The organism is Dissulfurimicrobium hydrothermale (assembly GCF_022026155.1).
Taxonomy (GTDB): domain Bacteria; phylum Desulfobacterota; class Dissulfuribacteria; order Dissulfuribacterales; family Sh68; genus Dissulfurimicrobium; species Dissulfurimicrobium hydrothermale.
In genome coordinates this window covers 1604830-1626472 of the sequence record NZ_CP085041.1, presented here as the reverse complement: position 1 = coordinate 1626472, position 21643 = coordinate 1604830, and the positions used below count along the sequence as shown (strand labels likewise).

The window sequence follows — 21643 nt, the reverse complement described above, 5'->3', positions numbered from 1 at the left end:
TGCAAGATATCAAATATAAAGTATATATTATTTTTATGGATAGCTTGATAGCCCCCGAAAATGGAGAGTTGATCTTGTCGGGGCGGGTCGAACGCGTCACTTATGCATCTACAGAGACCGGTTTTGCGGTGCTCAGAGTGCGGCCTAAGAACGGCGCCGTTTTTACGGCGGCGGGATATGTGCCTGATGTTGTCAACCAGATAGGTCTTGAAGGGGCTGATCTAGAGTTCAGTGGGCGTTGGACTGTTACGAAATATGGCAGACAGTTTGCCTTTTCAGCCTACAGGCCCGTAGGGAGCGAATTGCTATTCTTTTTTTCAAAGGTGGTAAAAGGGCTTGGCGCTAAACTCGCCGAGACGCTTATGGTGAGCTATGGCGAAGAAGGGCTGATAAAGATGCTGGATGAGGCGCCCGAGAGACTTCTTGAGGTCAAAGGCATAAAGGAAAGACGCCTTGGGATCATTATTCGTTCATGGCGTAAATACAAGGGGTTGAGGGAGCTGGCCGAATATCTAAGTGGGGCGAAAGGCGCTATAACACCGAATCTCCTCATTCGCATCTATAATCATTTTGAAGACAAGGCCATTGATGTCATCAGAGAAGATCCTTACAGGCTCACAGAGATAAGGGGTATAGGCTTTAAGACAGCAGACAGGATAGCGCTTGGTCTTGGTGTGGCACCTCATTCACCATCACGCATGCGCGCTGCCGCTGTGCATCTCCTGGTCAATGCGGCTGAGTCGGAGGGTCACTGCTATCTTGGCGAAAAGAAGCTTACAGGGCTTATGGCCGATGTCTTATCGTATGATGGGCAGGTGCCTGAGGACGATATGCTGAAGGGCGTTTTAAGCTCCATGATCCTTGACGGTGTTTTGGTTGCAGGACCTGACCGTGAGATAGGGCTCTCGCAGTATAAACATATGGAGGACTGGCTTCTTGATTTTTTTAAAGAGCGTTCCTGCGAATCTGACCGTAAGGTGGTATCCTGTGATACAGTCGATGAGTTTACTGGCCGCTTTGAAGAGACTGTCGGCATTGACCTATCTTTTGAGCAGAAGGAGATAATAAGGCGTATCGCTGTTGAGCCGAGGCTTGTCTTCGGTTTGGCAGGCTATGCAGGTACTGGTAAAACCACTGTCTGCAGGGCTATTTTAGATCTCGTTGCCAAGCATTTTGCGGCACGGGACCAAATAGTATGCTGTGCTTTTACCGGTATGGCCTCGGCGAGGCTCAGAAAGGCCACTGGATATGACGCCTTCACCATCCACAGCCTGTTGAAGTATCAAGGCGAGGGGCGCTTTGAGCATGGTCCTGAAAGACCTTTGCCGCATAGGGTTGTAGTGCTGGATGAGGCCTCTATGGTCAATCTGCCTATATTTTTCCGCCTTGCCCGTGCACTGAGGCCGGATGCACTTCTCATTCTGGTCGGAGATCCTGCCCAGCTTTCTCCAATTGGTGCGGGCAATGTCTTTTCAGATATCCTTGAGGCGGGACTTATCCCAGCGGTTCATCTGACCAAGATATATCGGCAGAGTGAAGACAGCGTGCTTACCATCTTTGCAAATGAGATCAGACAGGGGCGGGTTCCTGAGGGCGTTGAAAGGCAGGGCTGGAGAGATTTTGCCTTTTGCAATGTGGAAAAATACAACATCTTTGCCCTTAAAAAGGGTAATAAGGGCGAGGCTGAGTTAAGGAGCTTCAGGGAAAAGAACAACAATGCCATTTTGGGGCGGATAGAGGATCTGGCGCGGCAATATAAGGAAAGGTTGACCCATCCCATATGGGATTTTCAAGTACTGACACCCATGAGGGTGGGACGCCTTGGCACAGAGGCCCTAAACCCCATACTTCAGGGTATATTGAATCCAAAGACAGGATCGTATGTCCAAGCCAAAAGTGCAGGCATGACTATCTTCGACGGCGACAAGGTTGTTCATCTCCAAAATAGAGACATGGAGATTATGGCCTGGGAGAATTATATAAAGAATGGCAAAATATTCAATCGAGAGGGGATAAGGAGGATATTCAACGGCAACATAGGTCTTGTTGCCGGCATAGACCAGGAGGCAGGTCGTTTTTATGTCGTCTATCCCGAGCGGATTGTGGTCGCTTATGATTTCGACTATATTGGGGACATTGTGGAACTTGCCTATGCGCTCACTGTACATAAGGCGCAGGGTGGGCAGTATCGTATAGTCGTCATCCCACTCACCAATTCACATTATATAATGCTCAACAATAAATGGTTCTATACGGCCATTACCAGGGCCGAGGAGAAGGTGTATCTGGTTGGACAGCCCTCCGCCTTGAGGCGCGCTTGTAAAAATGTGCAAGGTGTGCAGCGGAATACTTGGCTCGGGATGTATTCAAGGTCTTGCTCCGTATCATGATCAACGATTGGATTTGTTTTTTATCGCCTGGAGCCATATAAAAATTCGTGGATACCGTTTGTATCATAGGTCAAATGGGGGGCTCTCGGCCAGATTATGCCGAGAGCCATGAAGGATGGCCGAATAAGGATTTTGTGAAGGCTTATGACATTTTTTGAAGCTGTATTTTTGGGCGTCCTCCAAGGCGCAACCGAATATCTGCCCGTCTCAAGCTCAGGCCATCTTATTTTAGCCGAACACCTTCTAGGCCTGCCGGATATCCCGCTTGTCTTTGATGTGATGCTTCATATCGGCACCTTGTTTGCTGTGTTTGTTTATTTTCAAAAAGATTGGCTCTCTATGACGTCATCGTTGTTCTATTTTAAATGGGGTAAACGGGATGATGATAAAGATGATGATAAAAGAGATAAAAATTTGTACAGACGCCTGCCCGTGTGTCTGATGCTTGGAACGATCCCGGGAGGGCTGGGCGGGTTGGTCTTTTCTCGATACGCCGAGACGGTTTTTAGGTCGCCGTGGATTGTGGTGTTCATGCTCCTAACTGTGGCATTCTTGTTGGCCTTGGCCGAGAGGTTTTCTGGCATGGAAAGGGAATTTTCGAACATAGGCCTTAAAGATGCCCTGATAATAGGGTGTTCCCAGGCCCTTGCCATCGTACCTGGCGTCTCAAGGAGCGGGATCACGATGGGTACCGCTATGCTCCTGGGTCTTAAGCGGGAGGCAGCGGCCAGATTTTCGTTTCTTCTTTCGGCCCCGATTATAGCCGGTTCAGGTCTTTATGAAGGGTTTAAGCTGCTCAGGCAACAAGGTCTGGGTGCATTCAGCCCAGATTTTGTATGGGGTCCCCTTGCTGCTGCGGTATCGGGTTATCTGGCTGTATCTTTCCTTATGCGTTATGTTGCAAGGCATACCTTTTATCCATTTGTATATTATCGTATAATCGTCTCGCTGTTTGTTGCGATAATATTGATCAAGTGAGGTTGAATCGGGAATGCGCTACTTTTTTAGTCTTGGAGGCGTGTTATTCATCATCCTGTTTTTGGGTCTTCTGAGTCCGTCTGGTGCGGCAGGGTTTGTTGGAGAGGGTCGGCAGGAGATACAATTTTGCCAAAGGATCGGGAGGAGCGTTGTAAACATAACAAGCCTTGCCATTACACAGGATATGGCCTTGGCCCCATTTCCACCAAAAGGCTGCGGTTCAGGTTTTATTATTGATTACCAGGGCCATATCGTCACAGACGCCCAGATTATAAGCGATATGCATTCCATAGAAGTAACCTTCAGCGACGGCAGGAAATGGCCTGCGCGTCTTATGGCAATCGATCCGGATACCCAGATAGCGGTACTGCAGGTCCTGGCGCCGCCGAAAGAGCTTGAGGAGTTCCCGCCGCTTTCTTTCAGTATAACAAACAATCTCAGTCCAGGCATGCCTGTAATGGCATTCGGTAATCCATTCGGTCTTGGTTATACAGTATCATGCGGTGTGCTCCATGGCCCCATACGCAGCATATCCACACCTGACGGCCGCGTAATCGATCTTATCATACAGACTGACATACCGATAAATTCTGACGATATCGGCGGACCGCTTGTGGACTTATCGGGTAGGGTTTTAGGTATGAACACGCTTATTTTCACCCCCCAGGGGCAATCCCAAGGCGTCGGGTTTGCAATATCTTCGGAGATTATTCAAAATATTGTATCGCAGATCATCTCAAAAGGGCGTATATCAAGGCCGTGGCTTGGCGTAAGGCTGAGTGCGGTGACGCCTGCATTGTCTAGGGTGCTTGGTTTACCTGTAGAAAAGGGGGCTATGGTGACGGATGTTGTCAAGGATGGTCCGGCTGCAAGGGCCGGCATGGAGGGGAGCAAGAAGGAGTTGAGATTGGGCAACCATGTCTATCCGGTAGGTGGTGATATAATAGTCGCCATAGACGGCAAACCCGTGGACTCTGATACGGCTGTAATCCGTTTTTTACAGACCAAGGAGCCAGGCAGTACTGTTCAGGTGTCTTTTTACAGGGATAAAGAACTCAAGACAATAAAATTTCGCCTTGGGCAAAGACCAGGGGACAATGGCAAGAGCAAAATTAATACCACTGCCAGATAGGCCCCTCAGAAGGCATGCTGGCGGTCGATGAGCCTGGCGGCTTTTCAGGTGTTTCGGGCGCTGAAGATGGCGTAGCTCCACCACCTTTTCCCTGGGCCGGAAGTGGTCTGTTTGAGGCCTGAACCTGGGCTGCATTCGACTTTTTGATTGCCTTGAATGGACTCAATATCCACGAGAGCCAGCCTTCTTCATTGGTCCCTCCCTTGTGTCTTTGCCAGGTTGTTTGTTGCTGTGTTTGATTTTCTGAAGGCATCTCGGTGTTCGCTGAAGCCGATTCTTGAACCTGAGGGACAGACTGTTTCTGATGGCCGCCACTGTTTGCCGGTGGGAAAGAGGCCTTTTCTGCTTCGACATGAGCGAGGACCAAGGCATCTTTTGCCTCTATTTCCCCAGGCGTCGGATAGGGAGGGGGTTGATTGTTTGCAATTGCAGGAAGTTTCGGCACAATTTTGTCTTTTCGTGTCGCCTTTATAAGGCTGGAGACCAACCCCTGACTTATATTTTTGTCGACCGTTTTTGCCTCTCTGGGTGGGCTTGGCGGGACAGGAGGAGGATATGGAAGCATGCTTTCATAGGCCTCATTGGCGGCTTTTTCTGCCTTTTTCCCTTCCTTTTTGGGTGGTTGGGTTGCTGATGCCTCAGTCATTTCGGCTTTTTGTCCCGCCATCTTGAGCAGCTTTTCATAAAATAAATAGTCTGGATTTATCCTTGCAAGTGCTGCCTCATTGTCTTCCTTTATATGATTTTTTGGCTGGACTGGCATTTCCGCCGCATTCGCCGTTTCGCCTGTAAATTTATCCTCAGCCAGAGATGCTGTATGGGGTTGTGGGCCTGTTATGACAGCTTCTGCCACCTTGACTGCAAATTCGTCTATTTTTGTAAGGGCATCCGGGGCCAATGCATCATTGAGGGCCAGCGATTCAATAGACTTGTTGGTACCTGTATCCACCAATTGGAGAGAGAGCGTAGGGGTCTTGCCGTTCAATGAGACCCTGCCAGTTATGAAGTATCCGGCACCCATTTCTTTGATGGCGGCACCCAAAGTTTTACTTGATCCTGGTTGCATGGTTGTGATATGGCCCTTCACATCCGCAGGGTTTGCTACGTTGATGATATCAGGCTTATAGAGCCTGCTGCTCAGTATATGTTCCACTGCCGGACCCAAGTATGCAAAATTTCCTGCCCCGGCTGTGTCAATCGGCGCGATTGCTATTAGTTTTGCATCTGCCGCCGAGACTTTGATGGCTGACGACATGATTGCCAGGAAGACGGCAAAAACTACCATAACTAACGATAGAAACGGTGTTGAGGCCGGTAGTTTTGTATGGTTCATAGCTGCCTCCAATATTTGTAATGATGCGGCCTGCACTGGGTCTGTTTATATCCTAACCACTCATCAGATCTAATTTTTTCATCTTTTCAATAAGGGTTGTTCTATTCATATGCAGGAGTTTCGCCGCACGGTTTTTGATCCAGTTTGTCCGTTTAAGCGCCTCCAGTATCAATGCCTTTTCGTATTGAGTCACGGCCTCACTCAGGCACAACCCCTCTTGCGGAAGACATGGCATAAACTGCCTTTCATCCTTGGCCTGTTCGGTCGCTGGCGTCACTGACTCAATCCCTGCTATCCTGTCTGGCAAATCGCACACGTCAATTACCGAACCATTGGCGAGTATTACAAGGCGCTCGATGATATTTTCGAGTTCACGCACATTACCTGGCCAACTATACGCCATCATGCGTCGTTTTGCATCTTCTTTTATGCCTTTTATACATGGTCTTTTGTTGGAACATATTTTTTCTAAAAAATGGTCTATGAGTATGGGTATGTCGGCCGGCCTTTCCCTCAAGGGCGGGACATGTATTGGTATGACGTTGAGGCGATAGTAAAGGTCTTCTCTGAACCTTCCGTCTTTTACTGCCTCTTCAAGGACGATATTTGTGGCTGCTATCACCCTTATGTCCACGCTTATGGTCTTGGTCCCGCCCACCCTTTCAAATCTCCGTTCCTGGAGTACGCGCAAGAGTTTTACCTGGATATCTGGCGCCATTTCGCCAATCTCATCGAGAAAAATAGTCCCATGATCGGCAAGTTCAAAGCGGCCTATCCTTGTGCGGATTGCATGAGTGAAGGCCCCCCTTTCATGTCCGAAGAGCTCGCTTTCGAGGAGTTCTTTCGGTATTGCTGCACAGTTTATGGGTATAAAAGGTCCTTTGTTCCGGCTGCCTGCATTGTGTATGGCGCGGGCGATGAGTTCCTTGCCAGTGCCGCTTTCGCCTGTAATGAGGACCGTGCTGTCGACATCCGCCACCTTTTCGATAAGATCGAAGACCTTCCGCATGGCCGGGCTTTGTCCGACTATACAGTCAAACTTGGTGGTTTTATTGTTATTCACCAGTGTCACCCCAGTTGCCGTATGTATTTTCTCGATTAATTGAAAATATGCCTTAACAATATAATTTTAACAAGATGCATCGAATTGGATTGAACAGCTCACAACCTCTATTTATATCCGTTGGCAAGCGGTAACCTTCTGCCATATCCAAAGGCTTTAGTGGTGACCTTGGGACCAGGTGGTGCCTGTTGACGTTTATATTCGCTTCGCGTTACCATGCCTATAATCTTTCTGACAACGTCGGCATCAAAGCCATTGGCGGTTATCTCGCTTGGCGTTGCATTTTTTTCTATATAGAGTTCCAATATTGCATCAAGAATGTTATATGGAGGAAGTTCATCTTGGTCTCTTTGGCCGGGTCTCAATTCAGCGGATGGCGGTTTTGTGAATATCCTTTCCGGGATCACCTTTTTTATAGAGTTTATATATCTTGCAAGCTTGTAAACGAATGTCTTTGAGATGTCGGAGATTAGCGCATAGCCGCCTGTAAGATCACCATATAGTGTGCAATAGCCAACAGCAAGTTCGGTCTTATTGCCTGTAGCAAGGACCATATGACCGAATTTATTGGAGATGGCCATCAGGATTGCGCCCCTAATCCTGGCCTGTAGGTTCTCTTCAGCGGTATCGAATGGTCTGTCGGAAAAAATAGGCCTCAAGGTCTTCAAATAGGTCTCAAAGATGTTCGTTATCGGCACAGTTGTGGTCTCTATCCCGATATTGCGTGTAAGTTCAATGGCGTCTTCGATGCTTTCTCTTGAGGTGAAAGGGGATGGCATGAGGACGCCGAGGACGTTTTCGCTGCCGAGTGTTCTTGCGGCCAGTACCGCGGTCAAAGATGAATCGATTCCGCCGCTTAGGCCCAAAACCGCTTTTTTGAAGCCGCATCTTTCCATATAATCCTTTAGTGCAAGCTCAAGGGCCTTGACTACAGCCTCCTCCACGCTTTTGGATGTATCGTGTATATCGCCGTACAGTCGATCGGTGTCGAATATCACCATGTCCTCTGAAAAATCAGAGGCCTTACAGACAATCCTGCCATCAGGTGTTATCACTTGGCTTGCGCCGTCAAAGACTATGGAATCCTGTCCCCCAACGGTGTTTACATATATAAAGCTCCTTTTGTAGGTAGAGGCCAGGTGTCTTAGAAGTCGATAGCGGAAAGAATCTTTCCCTATCTCGAACGGCGATGCCGATATACTGATAAATATTTCAGCCCCCTTTTCAGCGAGCTCGGCAACGGGATCGACCTTATAGATATGCCCTGGGAAGATGGTAGTGTCGTTCCATATGTCTTCACATATGGCTATCCCTAGACGTGTGCCTTTATATAGTATTGGTGTGCTGGATAGGCCTGGCTCAAAATATCTTGTTTCGTCAAAGACATCATAGCTTGGAAGGAGTCTTTTATTTATCATGCCTATTATTTGTCCATTTTCAAACAATATCGCGGTATTGAAAACAGGTTTACCTTGGCAGCTTTTGTTTGGCGTGACAGTACCAATTAACACCCCTATGCCTTTGATGTTGGAAATAAGAGATGCGAGTGTATCTACACAGTCCTTTATGAAACTAGGTTGTTCTAATAGGTCTCGGGGTGGGTATCCGCAAATGGAAAGTTCAGGGAAGACTATCAGATCGCAGCCACTATCTCTGGCTGTCTTGGCCATACTGGTTATCAATGCGGCGTTTTTTTTGAACGCCCCTATAGTCGGGTTTATCTGTGCGAGTGCTATTTTCATTATTTTGAATATTATGAACAGAAAATGTAAGAGTTAACTTTAGGATTTACAAGGATTATTTTTGAAATATAGAACGAAATTGACAAGCCACAACCGGTAAAGTATCTTGCCGCAAGACAAGAATTGTTTTGATATGACGATGTTGTCAAAGGGCGATTAGCTCAGTTGGATAGAGCGTTGGCCTCCGGAGCCAAAGGTCAGGCGTTCGAATCGCCTATCGCCCGATAAATATTTGCCCGGGGTCGGGGTCGAACCGACACGGCCTTGTGGCCGAGGGATTTTAAGTCCCTTGTGTCTACCAATTTCACCACCCGGGCTATTTACCTTATACAAACCTTATACAACTACAGATTGGATTTTTAATACAAGAAGCCCGCCGTTGTCAATCGGGTTTGACTGTCTCCCAGCCCTTGATTGAATTTATCTTTACAAGCATGTTCAGGACCTCGTTGATCGGGGTTTCGACCCCCAGCTCCAGCCCCATCTTCACCACCGCCCCATTTATGTAATCTATTTCTGTTGGCCTTTGGAAGATGCGATCCTGCAGCATCGACGATATATTCTCGGATGTCCTTTCGCAGACCGATCTTACCAATGAAATCGCCTCATGTAAGTTGAGATCGATCTTGATCCCCTTCTTGACAGCTACCCTCCATGCCTCAGCCACTGCCAATTCTTGGAGTTTTTTTGCATCTGCGAACCCAAGTATCTCTCCGTTTTTTATGCCCGTAAGGGCCGTTATTGCATTTATGCCTACATTGGCCAAAAATTTTCTCCAAATATATGGAGTGATGTCATCGGGAACAGAACATGACCATCCTGCCCTTGAGAGGGTATCGGCAAATAAATCTACTTTGGCCTTAGCCCAATCGCACGGTTTCAAAAGGCCTATCTTGGTATCGCCTGTTCCAAGATGTTTTACACATCCTTCTTTTATAAGTGTCGCGCCCTGTGCCGTAATACCGAGTGCGATGCATTCAGGCCTTACTGCCCTAAGAATGGCTTCTTCTTGCCCGATGCCATTTTGAAGGGAGATTACGATGGTTTCGGCGCCGATCAATGGCTTAGCCTCTTTTAAGGCCTTGTCCGTCTGGTTTGCCTTGACAAGGATCAAAACCCAATCTTGGACACCAAGAGTTGCGGCGTCTGCAGTTATATGTGGGTAGACTTTAAACCTGGTTCGGCCCGCGTCAATTTCAATACCTGTTTTCGAGAGCCTTTCAGCCCTGTCACCTTTATAATCCAAAATAGAAACCGGTTGCCCGAGACGTTCTATATAACCTGCAATCAGGCAACCAATGGCCCCTGGACCTATGATCGTCAATTTCGGTCTTTCGCGCATAGCGATTAAAATATATCATGATTTATCCTTTAAGTCTTGCAAATATACAGCTGATAGGCTACATATAACGGGCACGGCGGGCGGTTAACTCAGCGGTTAGAGTGCCATCCTCACACGGTGGAAGCCACTGGTTCAAATCCAGTACCGCCCACCACCAAACAATATCGAATAATTAAACACTGGTTTCATTGTATCCATTTCCTGTCTTGCTTGGGCAGCGACTGAGAGTATTCCAGTCTCAATTGGAGCTTTTCTTTTGCAATAGATAAGGCCTTTGTTGGTTGCGGTATTACCTTCTCTTTAGGCGTCTTCACTCATTAAGCCGATATTGTTATTCAGGCTGTTGTATCCAGTGATCTAGGTATTTTAATGATTTTGATGTATGTATCCTACATAGCCAGTTTAGTTTGCATTGCAGAAATTGCATCGACCAATTAGAGTTCAAATTTTTTGAACATATAGTATTTTGGAAAGTCTATAATAAGCGTAAAGATAGCAGAAAATCCAAAGATAATTATAATCTGATCTATGCTGATAGGGTGGACGATTATTCCATAGAAGCCAAGCAAGGCAAATCCAATTATTGTTAAGATGCTGGATAGGAATAGTTCTATACTTGGAAAAGATGACCAGAAGTGTCTTCTTTCTCTCATTATCAATACCCTGAACTGACTATTGAATACTAGATTAAGCATTACTGCTGTACGAAGTCTATCCCAATCAAGATGAAAATATTTTAATCCGATATAGACTACTATGACGCCTTCAATAACTAATAGTATGCCTGGGATAAGCGAGGCTAAAGTAATATGTTTTATGTTCCAGCTGTTTGGATTGCTTGTATGTTTTACATTATCAGTAGCCAGCGACATGGTTACAAAATCATTTGCGAATACAAGTAGTGACATGCCAAGAAGGGAGAGCACAATCTTATTCAGCCATATGAAACATACTGTAAGCAATCCAACAAATTCTATAACCTTTGTAACCTTATTTAGAACCCACGAAAGCATCCGTTGATATGTTTGTCTGCTTATATTGATGGCATCAATTATTACATTTATACCTGGTTGTGTTAATACTACGCTTGCAGAAGCCTTTGCTACATCTGTGGCATTATGTACTGCTATACCCATTTCTGCCTGTTTTAAAGCAGGTGCATCGTTAACACCATCTCCTGTCATGCCCACCATATGTCCTCTGGATTGCAAAAGCTTTACTATCATGTATTTATCCTCAGGATATATTTCGGCAATGCCATCGCTTTCTTCAACTATCTTCACCTGTTCATCTTCATTTAGATCCTTAATATCTGCCATATGGATAATTTTGTTGCCAATACCTACCTCAGTTGCTATCTGTTTCGCTATGGCAATATTGTCACCTGTAAGCATAATTGGCTTTATGCCATGTTTTCTTGCCGCATCTATCATGGCTTTTGAATCAGATCTCGGAGGATCGGAAAGCGCTAGTAAACCTATAAGCTTAAGATTATCTGAATCTTCTTCTGATTTAGCTACGGCTATAGTCCTATAGCCTTTCTGTTAAAAATTTTCTATTATCTTATTTGCCTTATCAATAACATCTTTATCCATTGGTTGGCATAGTGATATAATGATCTGTGCTGCACCTTTAACTACTTTAAATCTCTTTTTGTTTATTTCAATAATTGCCTCTGTTCTCTTAATTGATGGATTAAATGGCGTATAAGATAGCTGTTTGTAGGCAGTAAAATTTATTCCAATTGATTTGGCATAATTAATAATCGCAAGATCTATTATGTCCATTCCCTCTTCTTTGGAAGCAAGACTTGCCATTAGTATTACATCTTCTTTATTGTATTGTTGGAATGTTATATAATCTGTAATCGATAACTTGTTCTGAGTTATTGTTCCTGTCTTGTCTAGACATAATACATCTATAGATGCTGCATCTTCTATTGAATCTAGTCTAGTTACTAACACTCCCTTTTTGACAAGTTCCATTGCACCAATAGCTTGCACTATGGTAAGTACTGCAGGCAGAGCTACAGGAATTGCTCCCATAAGAAATATAACTGCAAATGTAAGTATAGTAAGTATCCCTATATTTGTGCTCAATGCATATATAAAAATCAACATCGACATAACTATAGCTAGATACATCATATATTTGACTATAGCCATCATTATTTGTTGTTGATGTGATTTTGGTTTTGCAATTTTTACCAAGTTAGCTGTTTTCCCAAAATATGTATTTGTCCCTGTGTTTACTATAATACATTTTGCTTCTCCCTGTTTTACTATAGAACCTGAATAAATTATGTCTGATAGCTGTACATTTACTGGCATTGATTCGCCTGTCAAGGCTGATTCGTCTACAGATAACTCACCTTCGATAATTTTTGCATCAGCGGGTATTATATCGCCAAGCTTTATGACTATTACATCGCCAGGTACGAGTTCTCTTGCATCTTTTTCTATCCATTTTCCATTTCTCAATATTTTTGCCTTGATAGCTAATTTCTTCTTTAAGAGATCTATAGCCTTTTGTGATCCTTGCGCATGTATATGGCCGATAATTGCGTTAATTGTTAGCAGTATAAAGATTATTATTCCCTCGAGATAATGTTTTAATATAAAAGAGAGCCCCATCGCCAGTTCCAGGAGCCAGGGCATGGGTCCCCAGTAGCGCTGGACAAATTCAAGAAGAAGGTTTCTCTTTTTTTCAACCAGTTCGTTATAGCCGAATTTATTGAGTCTGTTTGTGGCTTCATTGTCAGTAAGCCCGTTCTCTGATGAATTCAGAGAGTCGAAGGTATTTTCTAAAGTGACGTTCTTATATTCGGATGTAGGTTTTATATCTGGCAAGTATTCGGCTTCCATGATATGGCCCTTTTCCTTTCGATGCGATTGTTTTATAATAAAATATAAATTATTTGCGTCAATTATATAATTGATGGTCTCATAAAAAGTCATTATATGAGATGGCTAAGCAAAAATCGTAAATGCAAGGCGCGTAGATCCTGAGGAATGAGGCGTATTTTTGTACGCCGCAGTGACGACGGATGCAGCGCAACACGGCAGTCGGCGACTTTTTGTTACGCCATCAGAATCAGCCAATTTCCGTAAAGAGAGGTTGTTAAAACGAGAGGCTGCATCCTGACCCCACTTGCCATACTTATTATACCGTTTGCAATCGGCATCACTGCGGCGAATACCTGGCATATTGGCGTTCCATATCTTCCGTTCTATCTTATCGGGGCAGGCGCTGTGGTATTGCTGGGCTTTGGGGCCGTGATTCGCGGCTTTAAAGGAGATAAGGTAAAGACAGGGTCCATGGTGATCATCATTGGGGTATGGCTTATCTTTTTCTCACTTGGATATTTCGACCTCCGCCTCTCAAGAGACAATGTAAGGGTGTTTTCCAGTGGCCTTATCTCGCTTGCAGATCAAGATGGCCGACATATCTTGACCGGCCAGGTCATCCGTGCCCCTGTGCCGACAGATGACGGGGCACGGTTATTTGTGGCAGTATTCAGACACCACATGCCCGTAAAAGACCTCGGTGTCTCAGGATATCTAAGCCTCTCAGTCAAGGATCTATCTTACATGGATATTTCCCCCGGGGACTGGATACGTTTCAAGGCGTCTCTCAGGCCCGTAAGAAACTTCAAGACCCCAGGTGCCTTTGACATAGAGACCTGGTGGGCCACACGCAAGGTGCTGGTTACGGGTTATGTAAAAGGCCCGCTGGACATCGCAATCATAGGGCATTCGGACAGCTCAGTGGCTATGGGGAGGGCGCGCTATCTCATTGAGCACGCGAGAAAACAGCTCCTTGTGGCGATTGACAGGGTGTTTATCGGTGACGCCAAAGGGTTTGCGGCGGCGCTCCTGGTCGGCGAAAGTTCATGGTTGTCTCCCGAGATTAAAGAGGCATTTTCGCGCACAGGGACGAGCCACCTTTTGGCCGTCTCGGGCCTTCACATGGGTCTCATGGCCTTGTTTATCGGCGGTCTGATAAGATTTTTGCTCTTGAGGTCCCAATGGATAGCACTCCATCTACCGGTAAAAAAGATTGCGACCCTATGCGCGCTCATTGGCGCCATCATCTATATGGGCCTTGCAGGCCTTTCGCCGTCTGCAGTACGCGCCACGATCATGGTAATAGCATTCGGGGCCGCATATCTGTTTGGAAGACCTCAGACCCCTCTAAACTCCCTTGCCATTGCTGCTTGGTGCATCCTAATATATGAACCTCTCGACCTTTTTAATATCTCATTTGAGTTGTCCTTTGCAGCTGCATTCTTTCTAATCCTGTTTTCAAACTACTTTTTTATATTGGAAAAAGACAAAATCGGGGCAGGCTGGTTGACCGTTAAGATAGGTCAGCTTAGAGCATTTATATTGGTAAGTATTGTCGCGGCATTAGGCACGGCACCTCTTGTGGCCTGGTACTTTCAGCGTGTGTCCATATTGTCGTTGCCAGTTAATATGATTCTAGTCCCGCTTACAAGCATGCTGATCCTCCCGGGCTTGATGCTAGGGGCGTTGACAATGGCTGTAAGCCCGGTGCTTGGGACTTATTTGTGGAAAGTTATAGGATATGTGATCGGGTTTGGCTTAAATATCGTTAATCATGTCTCAGTATTAGACTGGGCTGCTATTTCTATGCCAAGACCTATTATATGGCAGGTTGTGCTTTTTTATTTTGCATTTATTCTTTTGGCCTTTGCGTTAGGCAGTTTAAATGAGAGAAAGAAGGTTCAGGTCGTGGTCCTGGCTTTAGCCATGGTTTCAGCCATAGTCTCGGCAGTCCCGTGGCCGCTTATTATTCCGCGGCAAGACGCCTTGAGGCTTCATGTACTGGATGTGGGCCAGGGTCTTTCTCAGGTTGTAGAGCTTCCCGGACAGAGGCTCATGGTTATTGATGGCGGCGGGCTTATGGGTAGCGACTTTGACGTCGGCGAGCGGGTGGTCGCGCCTTTCATCAGGACCCTTGGCTATTCGAAGATAGATATACTTGTTGCATCCCATCCTGAATATGATCATATAGGCGGACTCCCTGCACTGATAAGGGGGTTTAGAGTGGGAGAATTTTGGACAAACGGAGACAGCGCTGACGGCACCCAGTCGTGGCAGGATATAATGAAAGAGTGTGTCAAAAAAGGTATAAGGCACAGGATCCTCGAGAGTGACGAGGCGTTTTATGTAAAAGATGCCTTGATAGAGGTTATGACGCCAGGGGGATGCCATGAGCTGGCAGACACCTTTAATGCAAGGTGTCTTGTGATCATGATTTCATATAAAGGCAGATCGATGTTGCTTACAGGTGATATAGACAAGAATCGCGAGGCGTGTTTGGTCTCAAACGGGCTTGCGGATATTGACGTATTGGTTGTGCCCCATCACGGCAGCAAGAGATCGAGCAGTCAGGCTTTTATAAACGCGGCAAGACCTATACTGGCTATTGTATCATCCGGGTGGCGCAACCACCTCGGGTTGCCGAAATCAGAAATAATAGAGCGCTATAAGGATATTAAAAGCCGCATCTTAAGGACTGACAGGGATGGCACTATAACTGTTGAGATAAAAGACCATAATGCGGTCAACATCCAGCTTTTCGTTGGAAGCGACCAATCAGTCGCTGAATGCTATTTCTATAACAAAACCCCCGTTTGGCGTTTCAAATGGCAGGGCTATTATAGGTCCTTTGGTGACATGTGTGATCACATGCCTTTCACCTGAGACTACGGTAGGCGTGCCTGCCGAGAGGGAGATGCCGTCAGCCTCGGCCCTTCGCCGTGCATCTCCGCAGATCATGTTGGTAAGCTCGCCGACTGCATCTCTTACCTCGTCATTTATCTCTGTTACAGGGGAGCCAAACAGACTTGTCACGATTGCCTTTATGCAAGGACCTGTAAAAGAAATGGACATTGAGCCCTGTGCTTGACCGGTGATGCCAATAATCCCTGATACATCGCCTGATGCCACAAAATCTTTTTTTAAAAAGGGCTTTCCTGATTTCGGTTCAATTTTGGCCATAGTCTTCAACACATTGACGGCAGCATCGAGAAAGGGATTTATAAGCCTAGCATCCATTATTCCTCCAGATGTTTTTAAGGTGTCATTAATGCCGATTGCCGGCTGGCTATTATAAAATATAGTCGGATAGTTGCCAATAAAAAAATAAATTTGTATCAAGTTGTATAGATCTTACCATGCTTATTTTATTTCTTGTGTTTGAGGTTGTCCTTTAAGATTGCAGGTCGATAGCCGATATTAGACGCCATGTTTCGTTAAAGACGTCTTCAGCCTCCTCTTCTGAAAGTCCTGCGCCCATGGCGATCTTTCTTGCCATTTCAGCCGTCATAAAGTCAGATGGGGCATGTCCATCGGAATTTACAACTAAATGGGCACCATGTTTCATGGCAAGCCTTGCTACATGGCCGTTTGTAAGGCTGTGCCCCTTTCTTCCTGATAGTTCTAGCATTATTCCTCGCCCTGCGGCGAGTTTTACATCGTCAGGGGTTATAAATCCAGGATGTGCCAATATATCTATATCGGCTTTAAGGGCGGCATGATTAGTCCCTGGGTAAACCGGCTCAACGATTGTCTCGCCATGGCAGACCACAATCTTTGCCCCAAACCCCCTAGCCTTTTTGGCAAGGTCGTCTATCAACCTTGGGTGTACATGGGTGAGCTCAATCCCTGGGATGAGCCTAGTCTGGCTGTATTTGTTTATGTCATCTGCTGCCCGCCTGATATTGAGCAGTATGTGTTCCAGATTAGATGAATCGGCATGGTCTGTAATGGCTACAGCCTTATATCCCATGGCCTCAGCCCGTCTCACAAGCTCTGAGGGCAACAACTCGCCGTCGCTGAACAAGCTGTGACAGTGAAGATCGAACATTAGCATAGTATTCCTCTACTCTTTAATTTAACAAGGCTTACACTGCCGTCTTTGATCCAGATCCATTTAAAAATACATGCCTTAATATGAAATTGTCTATACGATTTTGTGGTTAACCAGCTTCAATTTAAAAAAGGAGGAATTGTGGGACGGTTGCCGCAGCCGGGTTGAGTAATGTTGCCATAGGCTAGGCGTGCTTTATGCCAATGATCACTCCTGAATTATTTGGGGTATCCAAAGGGATTCGCTGGATCGAATCCAGCCCTGCCTCGAGCAGCATGGATTTGATGGCATTTTCTGAATAGGCCTGACCGTGTGGTGTCCCGACAAGCATGTTTAGTGAAAATAAGGCGGGGAAAAGCGGACCACTTTCTTCATTGTTGAGGATAAATTCATGCACGGCTATCAATCCCTGCGGCTCAAGGGCGGCTACGGCCTTTCCGATTATGGTTTTGCATTCTTCCGGACCTTCTGAATGGAGTATTTGACTCAGCCAAATCACATCAAAACCTTGCGGCAAGGTATCTTCGATATAGTTCCCACCAATAAAGGTTATCTTCCCTTTAAGACCGGATCGTTCTATCATGTCTTCAGCTATATGCCGGCTCGTTGGAAGGTCAAAGATTACTGCAGAAAGCCCTGGATTGTATTTGCAAAAATGAATGGCATAGGTGCCGGGCCCTCCTCCCAGATCAAGCAGGCGCCTTCGGCCTGTAAGATCTATCTTAGGTACTATCTTGGGCGCTACAATCATGGCCATATTGAACATACCCATCAAAAAACTTTCTCTTACGATGGGACCGTCGAAAGATGCCTTTTTTCTTACCGGCTTACCTGTTGCTACGGCCTCTACCAGCTTCTGCCATGATGTCATGAGGTGATGATGATGCTGGATGATGAAACCCATATATTGATCTGACGTCTTTGAAAGGTAGCGGATGGCATGATCCGTGTTGCGGTATCGATCGGATTCCTTAATCAAAAGATCCATGGCCGTAAGGGCGTTAAGCAGCATAGCCGTCGCCCTGACATCGCCCTTGATCTTACTCGCTACCTGCTCTGCAGGGAGACTTATGTCGCCTATATGTGTAAATATGTCGAGAAGCACTCCAGTATGTAAGGCACAGGCTTCCCAATATGAACCCGAAAGTTTAAGAATGGCACATGGATCCCATTCTTTTTTGTTCATATCATCAGTCCTTTCTGTCTTTGTATGGACCATGCAAGATCTAAATAAATTATATTTTAGAATATTCCAGCAAGGTAAGCAACTATTTTAGTGTTACGAGTAAATAGAATTGACCGCTTATAGAGTAAATGAATTGTCCTGTTTGTTGCGTCAATGTTCATGTCCGCCATTAACGATTTTGTTTTAATAATATTTCCTTTGTCAGAGCGAAGGCGAGGCGCTTTTCTCCTGAGTCAACATACATTTCTTCCAATCCCTGTAAATCTCCACAAAATGATCTCCTTGACTTCCTGTAGCAATTTTGTCCAGTCCTCCTGACTATATAAAAACCGGACATTCACGTGCTACAAAAGAGGTCAAATCATTTGCTTCTAACACTATTTTTATCTCCAGCACTCGACACTTGAGTGGCCGTTTTAGCCATACACTTGCATAGAACCATTCCATCCGATAACGTAAAATATTAATATTTATCAGCTCAAGGAGTGCGGTTGTGGCAATAAGGCCCCTTGTCAAGTTGTTGGTCCTATCCTTGCTGTTGCTCGGGTTGCCGCCCTTGGGCATTTTCCTTTCAGGAAAGGGTCTTGCTCCATATTTGACCTTTGTGCCTGTTGCGCATCCCATTATGCAGCCCCAGTTTTCCTGGACGGTTTTTCTTTCGCTGGCCTCCTTGCCTGTTGCCGCAGTCGCATTGTTTGTGGTATGGTTCAGGTCTCCTTCGTCAAGAGCTGCGTTGCCTTTTATGTCCATGCCGGTAAAGAGATTTTTCCCGTGGTGGGGTTGGCTCGGCGTGGTGCTGCTTATTACGACTTGGATATTGGCGTGGATGCGTTTTGTCTGGTTTGCGCGGTGGCAGAGCTATACCTTTACTCCATTATGGATGGCCTATATTCTTGTCGCCAACGCCTTTACCATAAGGCGGGCAGGGCACTGTCTTTTAACCAGACGGCCTGGTTATTTAATCGCGCTTTTTCCCTTCAGCGCCTTTTTCTGGTGGTATTTCGAGTATCTGAATCGTTTTGTCCAGAACTGGCACTACGTTGGGATCCCGCCCGTCGGACCGTTAGGGTACTTCCTTCTGGCCACCCCGCCCTTTGCCACTGTCCTGCCAGCGGTGTCGAGCACTACCGAATGGATGGCAACCTTTCCATTTTTGGGGCGGTGCCGCAGAGGTCCACGCATGCCAATGCTCAAGCATCCGCGCCTTTTGGCTTGGTTGACGCTTTTATTGGCTGGTATAGGACTTACTGGAATCGGCGTCTGGCCGCATTATCTCTTCCCCCTTCCGTGGCTCGCGCCGCTCGCGATTATTATAGCACTTCAGGTGCTTTTTGGCGAAGAGACGGTTTTTTCAAAGATAAAGGCTGGTGACTGGCGGCCTGTGCTGCTTCCGGCGGCAGCCGGGCTCTTTTGTGGGTTTTTTTGGGAGATGTGGAACTACTTCTCTTTTGCCCACTGGGAGTATACCGTACCGTTTGTGCAACGTTTTCAAGTCTTTGAGATGCCTATCTTGGGCTACGCCGGCTATCTGCCATTCGGACTTGAATGTGCTGTTGCCTCAGATGAGCTCTCGAAGTTGTTTGGGTCTAATTGATTATCGGCGTTGTCCAGCCCCAACTTGGCGAGCTTTTTTTCGCACCAAGTTATATTACAGACAGAACATTTGTCAGGGAGGGCGGCATCGTCTCCAGAGAGTTTTCTATTGCATTCATAGATGATATCGAATTCTTCGCCATCAAGGGTCTCTTGGACCAACAATATCTCGGCGACCTTGTTTAGAAGCGCCCTTTCCTTTATAATTATAGCTTTTGTTGCCTCGTAACATTCTTTAAGTAGCCTATTTATTTCTTTGTCGGCCAGCGCCGCCATTTCTTCACTTAAAAACAGTGGACGTTCAACCCCCGTCAAAAAAGAGCTTGACTCATGCTGATAGGATATTGGACCTATCTTATTGCTCATCCCATACTGACATATCATCATGGTTGCAATGGCCGTAGCCTTGGCAAGATCGTCCCTTACGGCAGTAGTCTGCCTGCCGAAAACTATCTCTTCCGCTGCCCGCCCGCCGAAGAGTATCTTTATTCGATTCATCAGATACTCCATGGAATATACATGATGTTCATCGATGGGGAGTTGCTGGGTTACACCCATAGATCTTCCACGCGGGATAATCGTTATTTTATGGACAGGGTCTGCTCCGGGCAGCATCTTTGCCATGATGGCATGTCCTACCTCGTGATAGGCAATAATCCGCCGGTCCTCTTCATCCATAACTACGCCCCTTCTTTCAATTCCCAAGACGATCTTGTCTTTAGCCTCTTCGAAGTCCTCCATCTCTATGAAAGACTTTCCCTTTCTTGCCGCTTCCAGCGCCGCTTCATTGACAAGGTTGCGTATATCGGCCCCGGTAAATCCAGGGGTGCCCTTTGCGATCATTTTAAGATCGACATCCTTTGCGAGGATTACATTTCTTGCATGTACTTTAAGGATGGCATAACGGCCTTTCATATCTGGAGGTGGGACATAAATGCGCCTATCAAAACGACCTGGACGGAGGAGGGCGGGATCTAAGACATCGGGCCTGTTTGTGGCTGCTATAACTACTATATTGTCATCTGACTCGAAACCGTCCATCTCTACAAGAAGGGCGTTTAAGGTCTGCTGTCTTTCATCCTGCCCACCAGGGATGTCTCCTACGCCCCTATTCTTGCCCACTGCATCTATTTCATCGATAAAAATTATACATGGTGCATTTTTTTTTGCTTCTCTAAATAGTTCCCTTACCCTTGATGCCCCTACTCCCACGAACATCTCCACAAAATCCGAACCGCTTATGCTGAAAAACGGCGTTCCAGCCTCACCTGCAATAGCTCTTGCCAGCAATGTCTTACCGGTCCCTGGCGGACCCATAAGAAGGACCCCTTTCGGCATCCTTCCGCCAAGACGATTTACAGACGAAGGGTCTTTAAGAAAATCGACTATTTCCTTTACCTCCTCTTTTGCCTCATCGATCCCTTCAACATCATTAAAAGTTACACATTTCATGCTCTCGCAAAGATTTATCACCTTTGTCTTTGCAAACTCATTGCCCTCTTTCTTTTTTAGATATCTATTTAATACCCATAGGGCAAAAAGACCTATAACACTTGTGATGATTATCCCGATAAGCAGATAAAAGAAAAACCCTGGTTTGTTGGATTCTGTCTGGATCGCGACCTTCTGCTCTAGAAGTAGTTGAATAAGATTCGACACGTCTGGCGAAAAGGTATAATATGTCTCGCCATTGACGTCTTTTATTCTTAATTCACCGTTGCTTATTGCTACTTCAGAAATATTGCCTTTTTTGACGGCATTTATAAAATCACTATATTTTATAATAGGACTATGACTTTCAAAATGCCAGGGCAAATATATGGCAATCCCTATAAATGAACAGATTATGACGGCCATCAAGGCCCTTACCATATAGCGCAAGTATTTTTCTCCTTTTAATGCAAAAGATAAAAGATTGACGATGCGAACAATTAAATTATTATAATAAAAAAATATCAACAAAAAAGGGTGTATCTCTTTGTTTTTG

The 21643-nt window shown here is 45.8% G+C and carries 14 protein-coding genes, 3 tRNA genes and 1 pseudogene; 7 read left to right on the top strand and 11 right to left on the bottom strand.

What is annotated here, in order from left to right; genetic code table 11:
• Positions 1-35: 35 nt before the first annotated feature.
• The 3 genes from recD2 (at position 36) to LGS26_RS07775 (ending at position 4500) form a co-directional block, all read left to right on the top strand.
• A complete protein-coding gene (gene recD2, locus LGS26_RS07785; RefSeq protein ID WP_237888318.1) occupies positions 36-2390 on the top strand; it encodes an SF1B family DNA helicase RecD2 in 2355 nt (784 codons plus the stop codon).
• A 144-nt stretch (positions 2391-2534) separates the two neighbouring features.
• Positions 2535-3368 carry an undecaprenyl-diphosphatase UppP gene (gene uppP, locus LGS26_RS07780; protein WP_237888317.1) on the top strand — a complete coding sequence of 278 codons (834 nt, stop codon included), beginning with the start codon at positions 2535-2537 and terminating at the stop codon, positions 3366-3368.
• A 13-nt stretch (positions 3369-3381) separates the two neighbouring features.
• The gene (locus LGS26_RS07775; RefSeq protein ID WP_237888316.1) at positions 3382-4500 is read left to right on the top strand and encodes a S1C family serine protease; all 1119 of its coding nucleotides are present in this window, start codon (positions 3382-3384) and stop codon (positions 4498-4500) included.
• Here LGS26_RS07775 and LGS26_RS07770 read toward each other — a convergent pair.
• The 3 genes from LGS26_RS07770 to LGS26_RS07760 all read right to left on the bottom strand — a co-directional run bounded on the left by LGS26_RS07770 (position 4481) and on the right by LGS26_RS07760 (position 8638).
• Entirely contained in the window at positions 4481-5833 is a 1353-nt protein-coding gene (locus LGS26_RS07770) for a hypothetical protein (RefSeq protein WP_237888315.1), read from the bottom strand. The genes LGS26_RS07775 and LGS26_RS07770 overlap by 20 nt on opposite strands.
• 52 nt (positions 5834-5885) lie before the next feature.
• Complete coding sequence (locus LGS26_RS07765) at positions 5886-6896, bottom strand: sigma-54 interaction domain-containing protein (RefSeq protein ID WP_237888314.1); 1011 nt, start codon at positions 6894-6896, stop codon at positions 5886-5888.
• A gap of 107 nt (positions 6897-7003) precedes the next feature.
• On the bottom strand, positions 7004-8638 hold the full coding sequence (locus LGS26_RS07760; RefSeq protein ID WP_237888313.1) for an NAD+ synthase: 1635 nt from the start codon (positions 8636-8638) through the stop codon (positions 7004-7006).
• A gap of 150 nt (positions 8639-8788) precedes the next feature.
• Between LGS26_RS07760 and LGS26_RS07755 the strand changes: the two genes are divergently transcribed.
• A tRNA-Arg gene (locus LGS26_RS07755) sits at positions 8789-8862 on the top strand.
• 9 nt (positions 8863-8871) lie between these two features.
• Here the strand turns inward: LGS26_RS07755 and LGS26_RS07750 are convergent.
• Both LGS26_RS07750 and LGS26_RS07745 read right to left on the bottom strand, forming a co-directional pair.
• Positions 8872-8955, bottom strand: a tRNA-Leu gene (locus tag LGS26_RS07750).
• 65 nt (positions 8956-9020) lie between these two features.
• Positions 9021-9980, bottom strand: a complete 960-nt coding sequence (locus LGS26_RS07745; protein WP_237888312.1) for a ketopantoate reductase family protein — start codon at positions 9978-9980, stop codon at positions 9021-9023.
• Between the two features lie 78 nt (positions 9981-10058).
• Here LGS26_RS07745 and LGS26_RS07740 point away from each other — a divergent pair.
• A tRNA-Val gene (locus tag LGS26_RS07740) sits at positions 10059-10134 on the top strand.
• Between the two features lie 280 nt (positions 10135-10414).
• On the opposite strand, the pseudogene LGS26_RS09805 reads toward LGS26_RS07740, so the two are convergent.
• Positions 10415-12844, bottom strand: a pseudogene (locus LGS26_RS09805) (plasma-membrane proton-efflux P-type ATPase).
• A gap of 393 nt (positions 12845-13237) precedes the next feature.
• On the opposite strand from LGS26_RS09805, the gene LGS26_RS07725 reads away from it, so the two are divergent.
• A complete protein-coding gene (locus LGS26_RS07725) occupies positions 13238-15709 on the top strand; it encodes a DNA internalization-related competence protein ComEC/Rec2 (protein ID WP_237888309.1) in 2472 nt (823 codons plus the stop codon).
• Here the strand turns inward: LGS26_RS07725 and LGS26_RS07720 are convergent.
• The 4 genes from LGS26_RS07720 to LGS26_RS07705 all read right to left on the bottom strand — a co-directional run bounded on the left by LGS26_RS07720 (position 15602) and on the right by LGS26_RS07705 (position 18813).
• Positions 15602-16063, bottom strand: coding sequence for a chemotaxis protein CheX (locus LGS26_RS07720; RefSeq protein ID WP_237888308.1), 462 nt, complete (start codon positions 16061-16063; stop codon positions 15602-15604). The two genes, LGS26_RS07725 and LGS26_RS07720, sit on opposite strands and share 108 nt — an antisense overlap.
• A gap of 154 nt (positions 16064-16217) precedes the next feature.
• The gene (locus tag LGS26_RS07715) at positions 16218-16880 is read right to left on the bottom strand and encodes a histidinol phosphate phosphatase domain-containing protein (protein WP_330873279.1); all 663 of its coding nucleotides are present in this window, start codon (positions 16878-16880) and stop codon (positions 16218-16220) included.
• Positions 16881-17061: 181 nt separating this feature from the next.
• Entirely contained in the window at positions 17062-18063 is a 1002-nt protein-coding gene (locus tag LGS26_RS07710) for an acetylserotonin O-methyltransferase (protein WP_237888307.1), read from the bottom strand.
• A gap of 318 nt (positions 18064-18381) precedes the next feature.
• The gene (locus LGS26_RS07705; protein ID WP_237888306.1) at positions 18382-18813 is read right to left on the bottom strand and encodes a hypothetical protein; all 432 of its coding nucleotides are present in this window, start codon (positions 18811-18813) and stop codon (positions 18382-18384) included.
• Here LGS26_RS07705 and LGS26_RS07700 point away from each other — a divergent pair.
• Positions 18806-19657, top strand: a complete 852-nt coding sequence (locus tag LGS26_RS07700; protein ID WP_237888305.1) for a hypothetical protein — start codon at positions 18806-18808, stop codon at positions 19655-19657. The two genes, LGS26_RS07705 and LGS26_RS07700, sit on opposite strands and share 8 nt — an antisense overlap.
• Here the strand turns inward: LGS26_RS07700 and ftsH are convergent.
• The gene (gene ftsH, locus LGS26_RS07695; RefSeq protein WP_237889911.1) at positions 19588-21528 is read right to left on the bottom strand and encodes an ATP-dependent zinc metalloprotease FtsH; all 1941 of its coding nucleotides are present in this window, start codon (positions 21526-21528) and stop codon (positions 19588-19590) included. The two genes, LGS26_RS07700 and ftsH, sit on opposite strands and share 70 nt — an antisense overlap.
• Positions 21529-21643 lie beyond the last annotated feature (115 nt).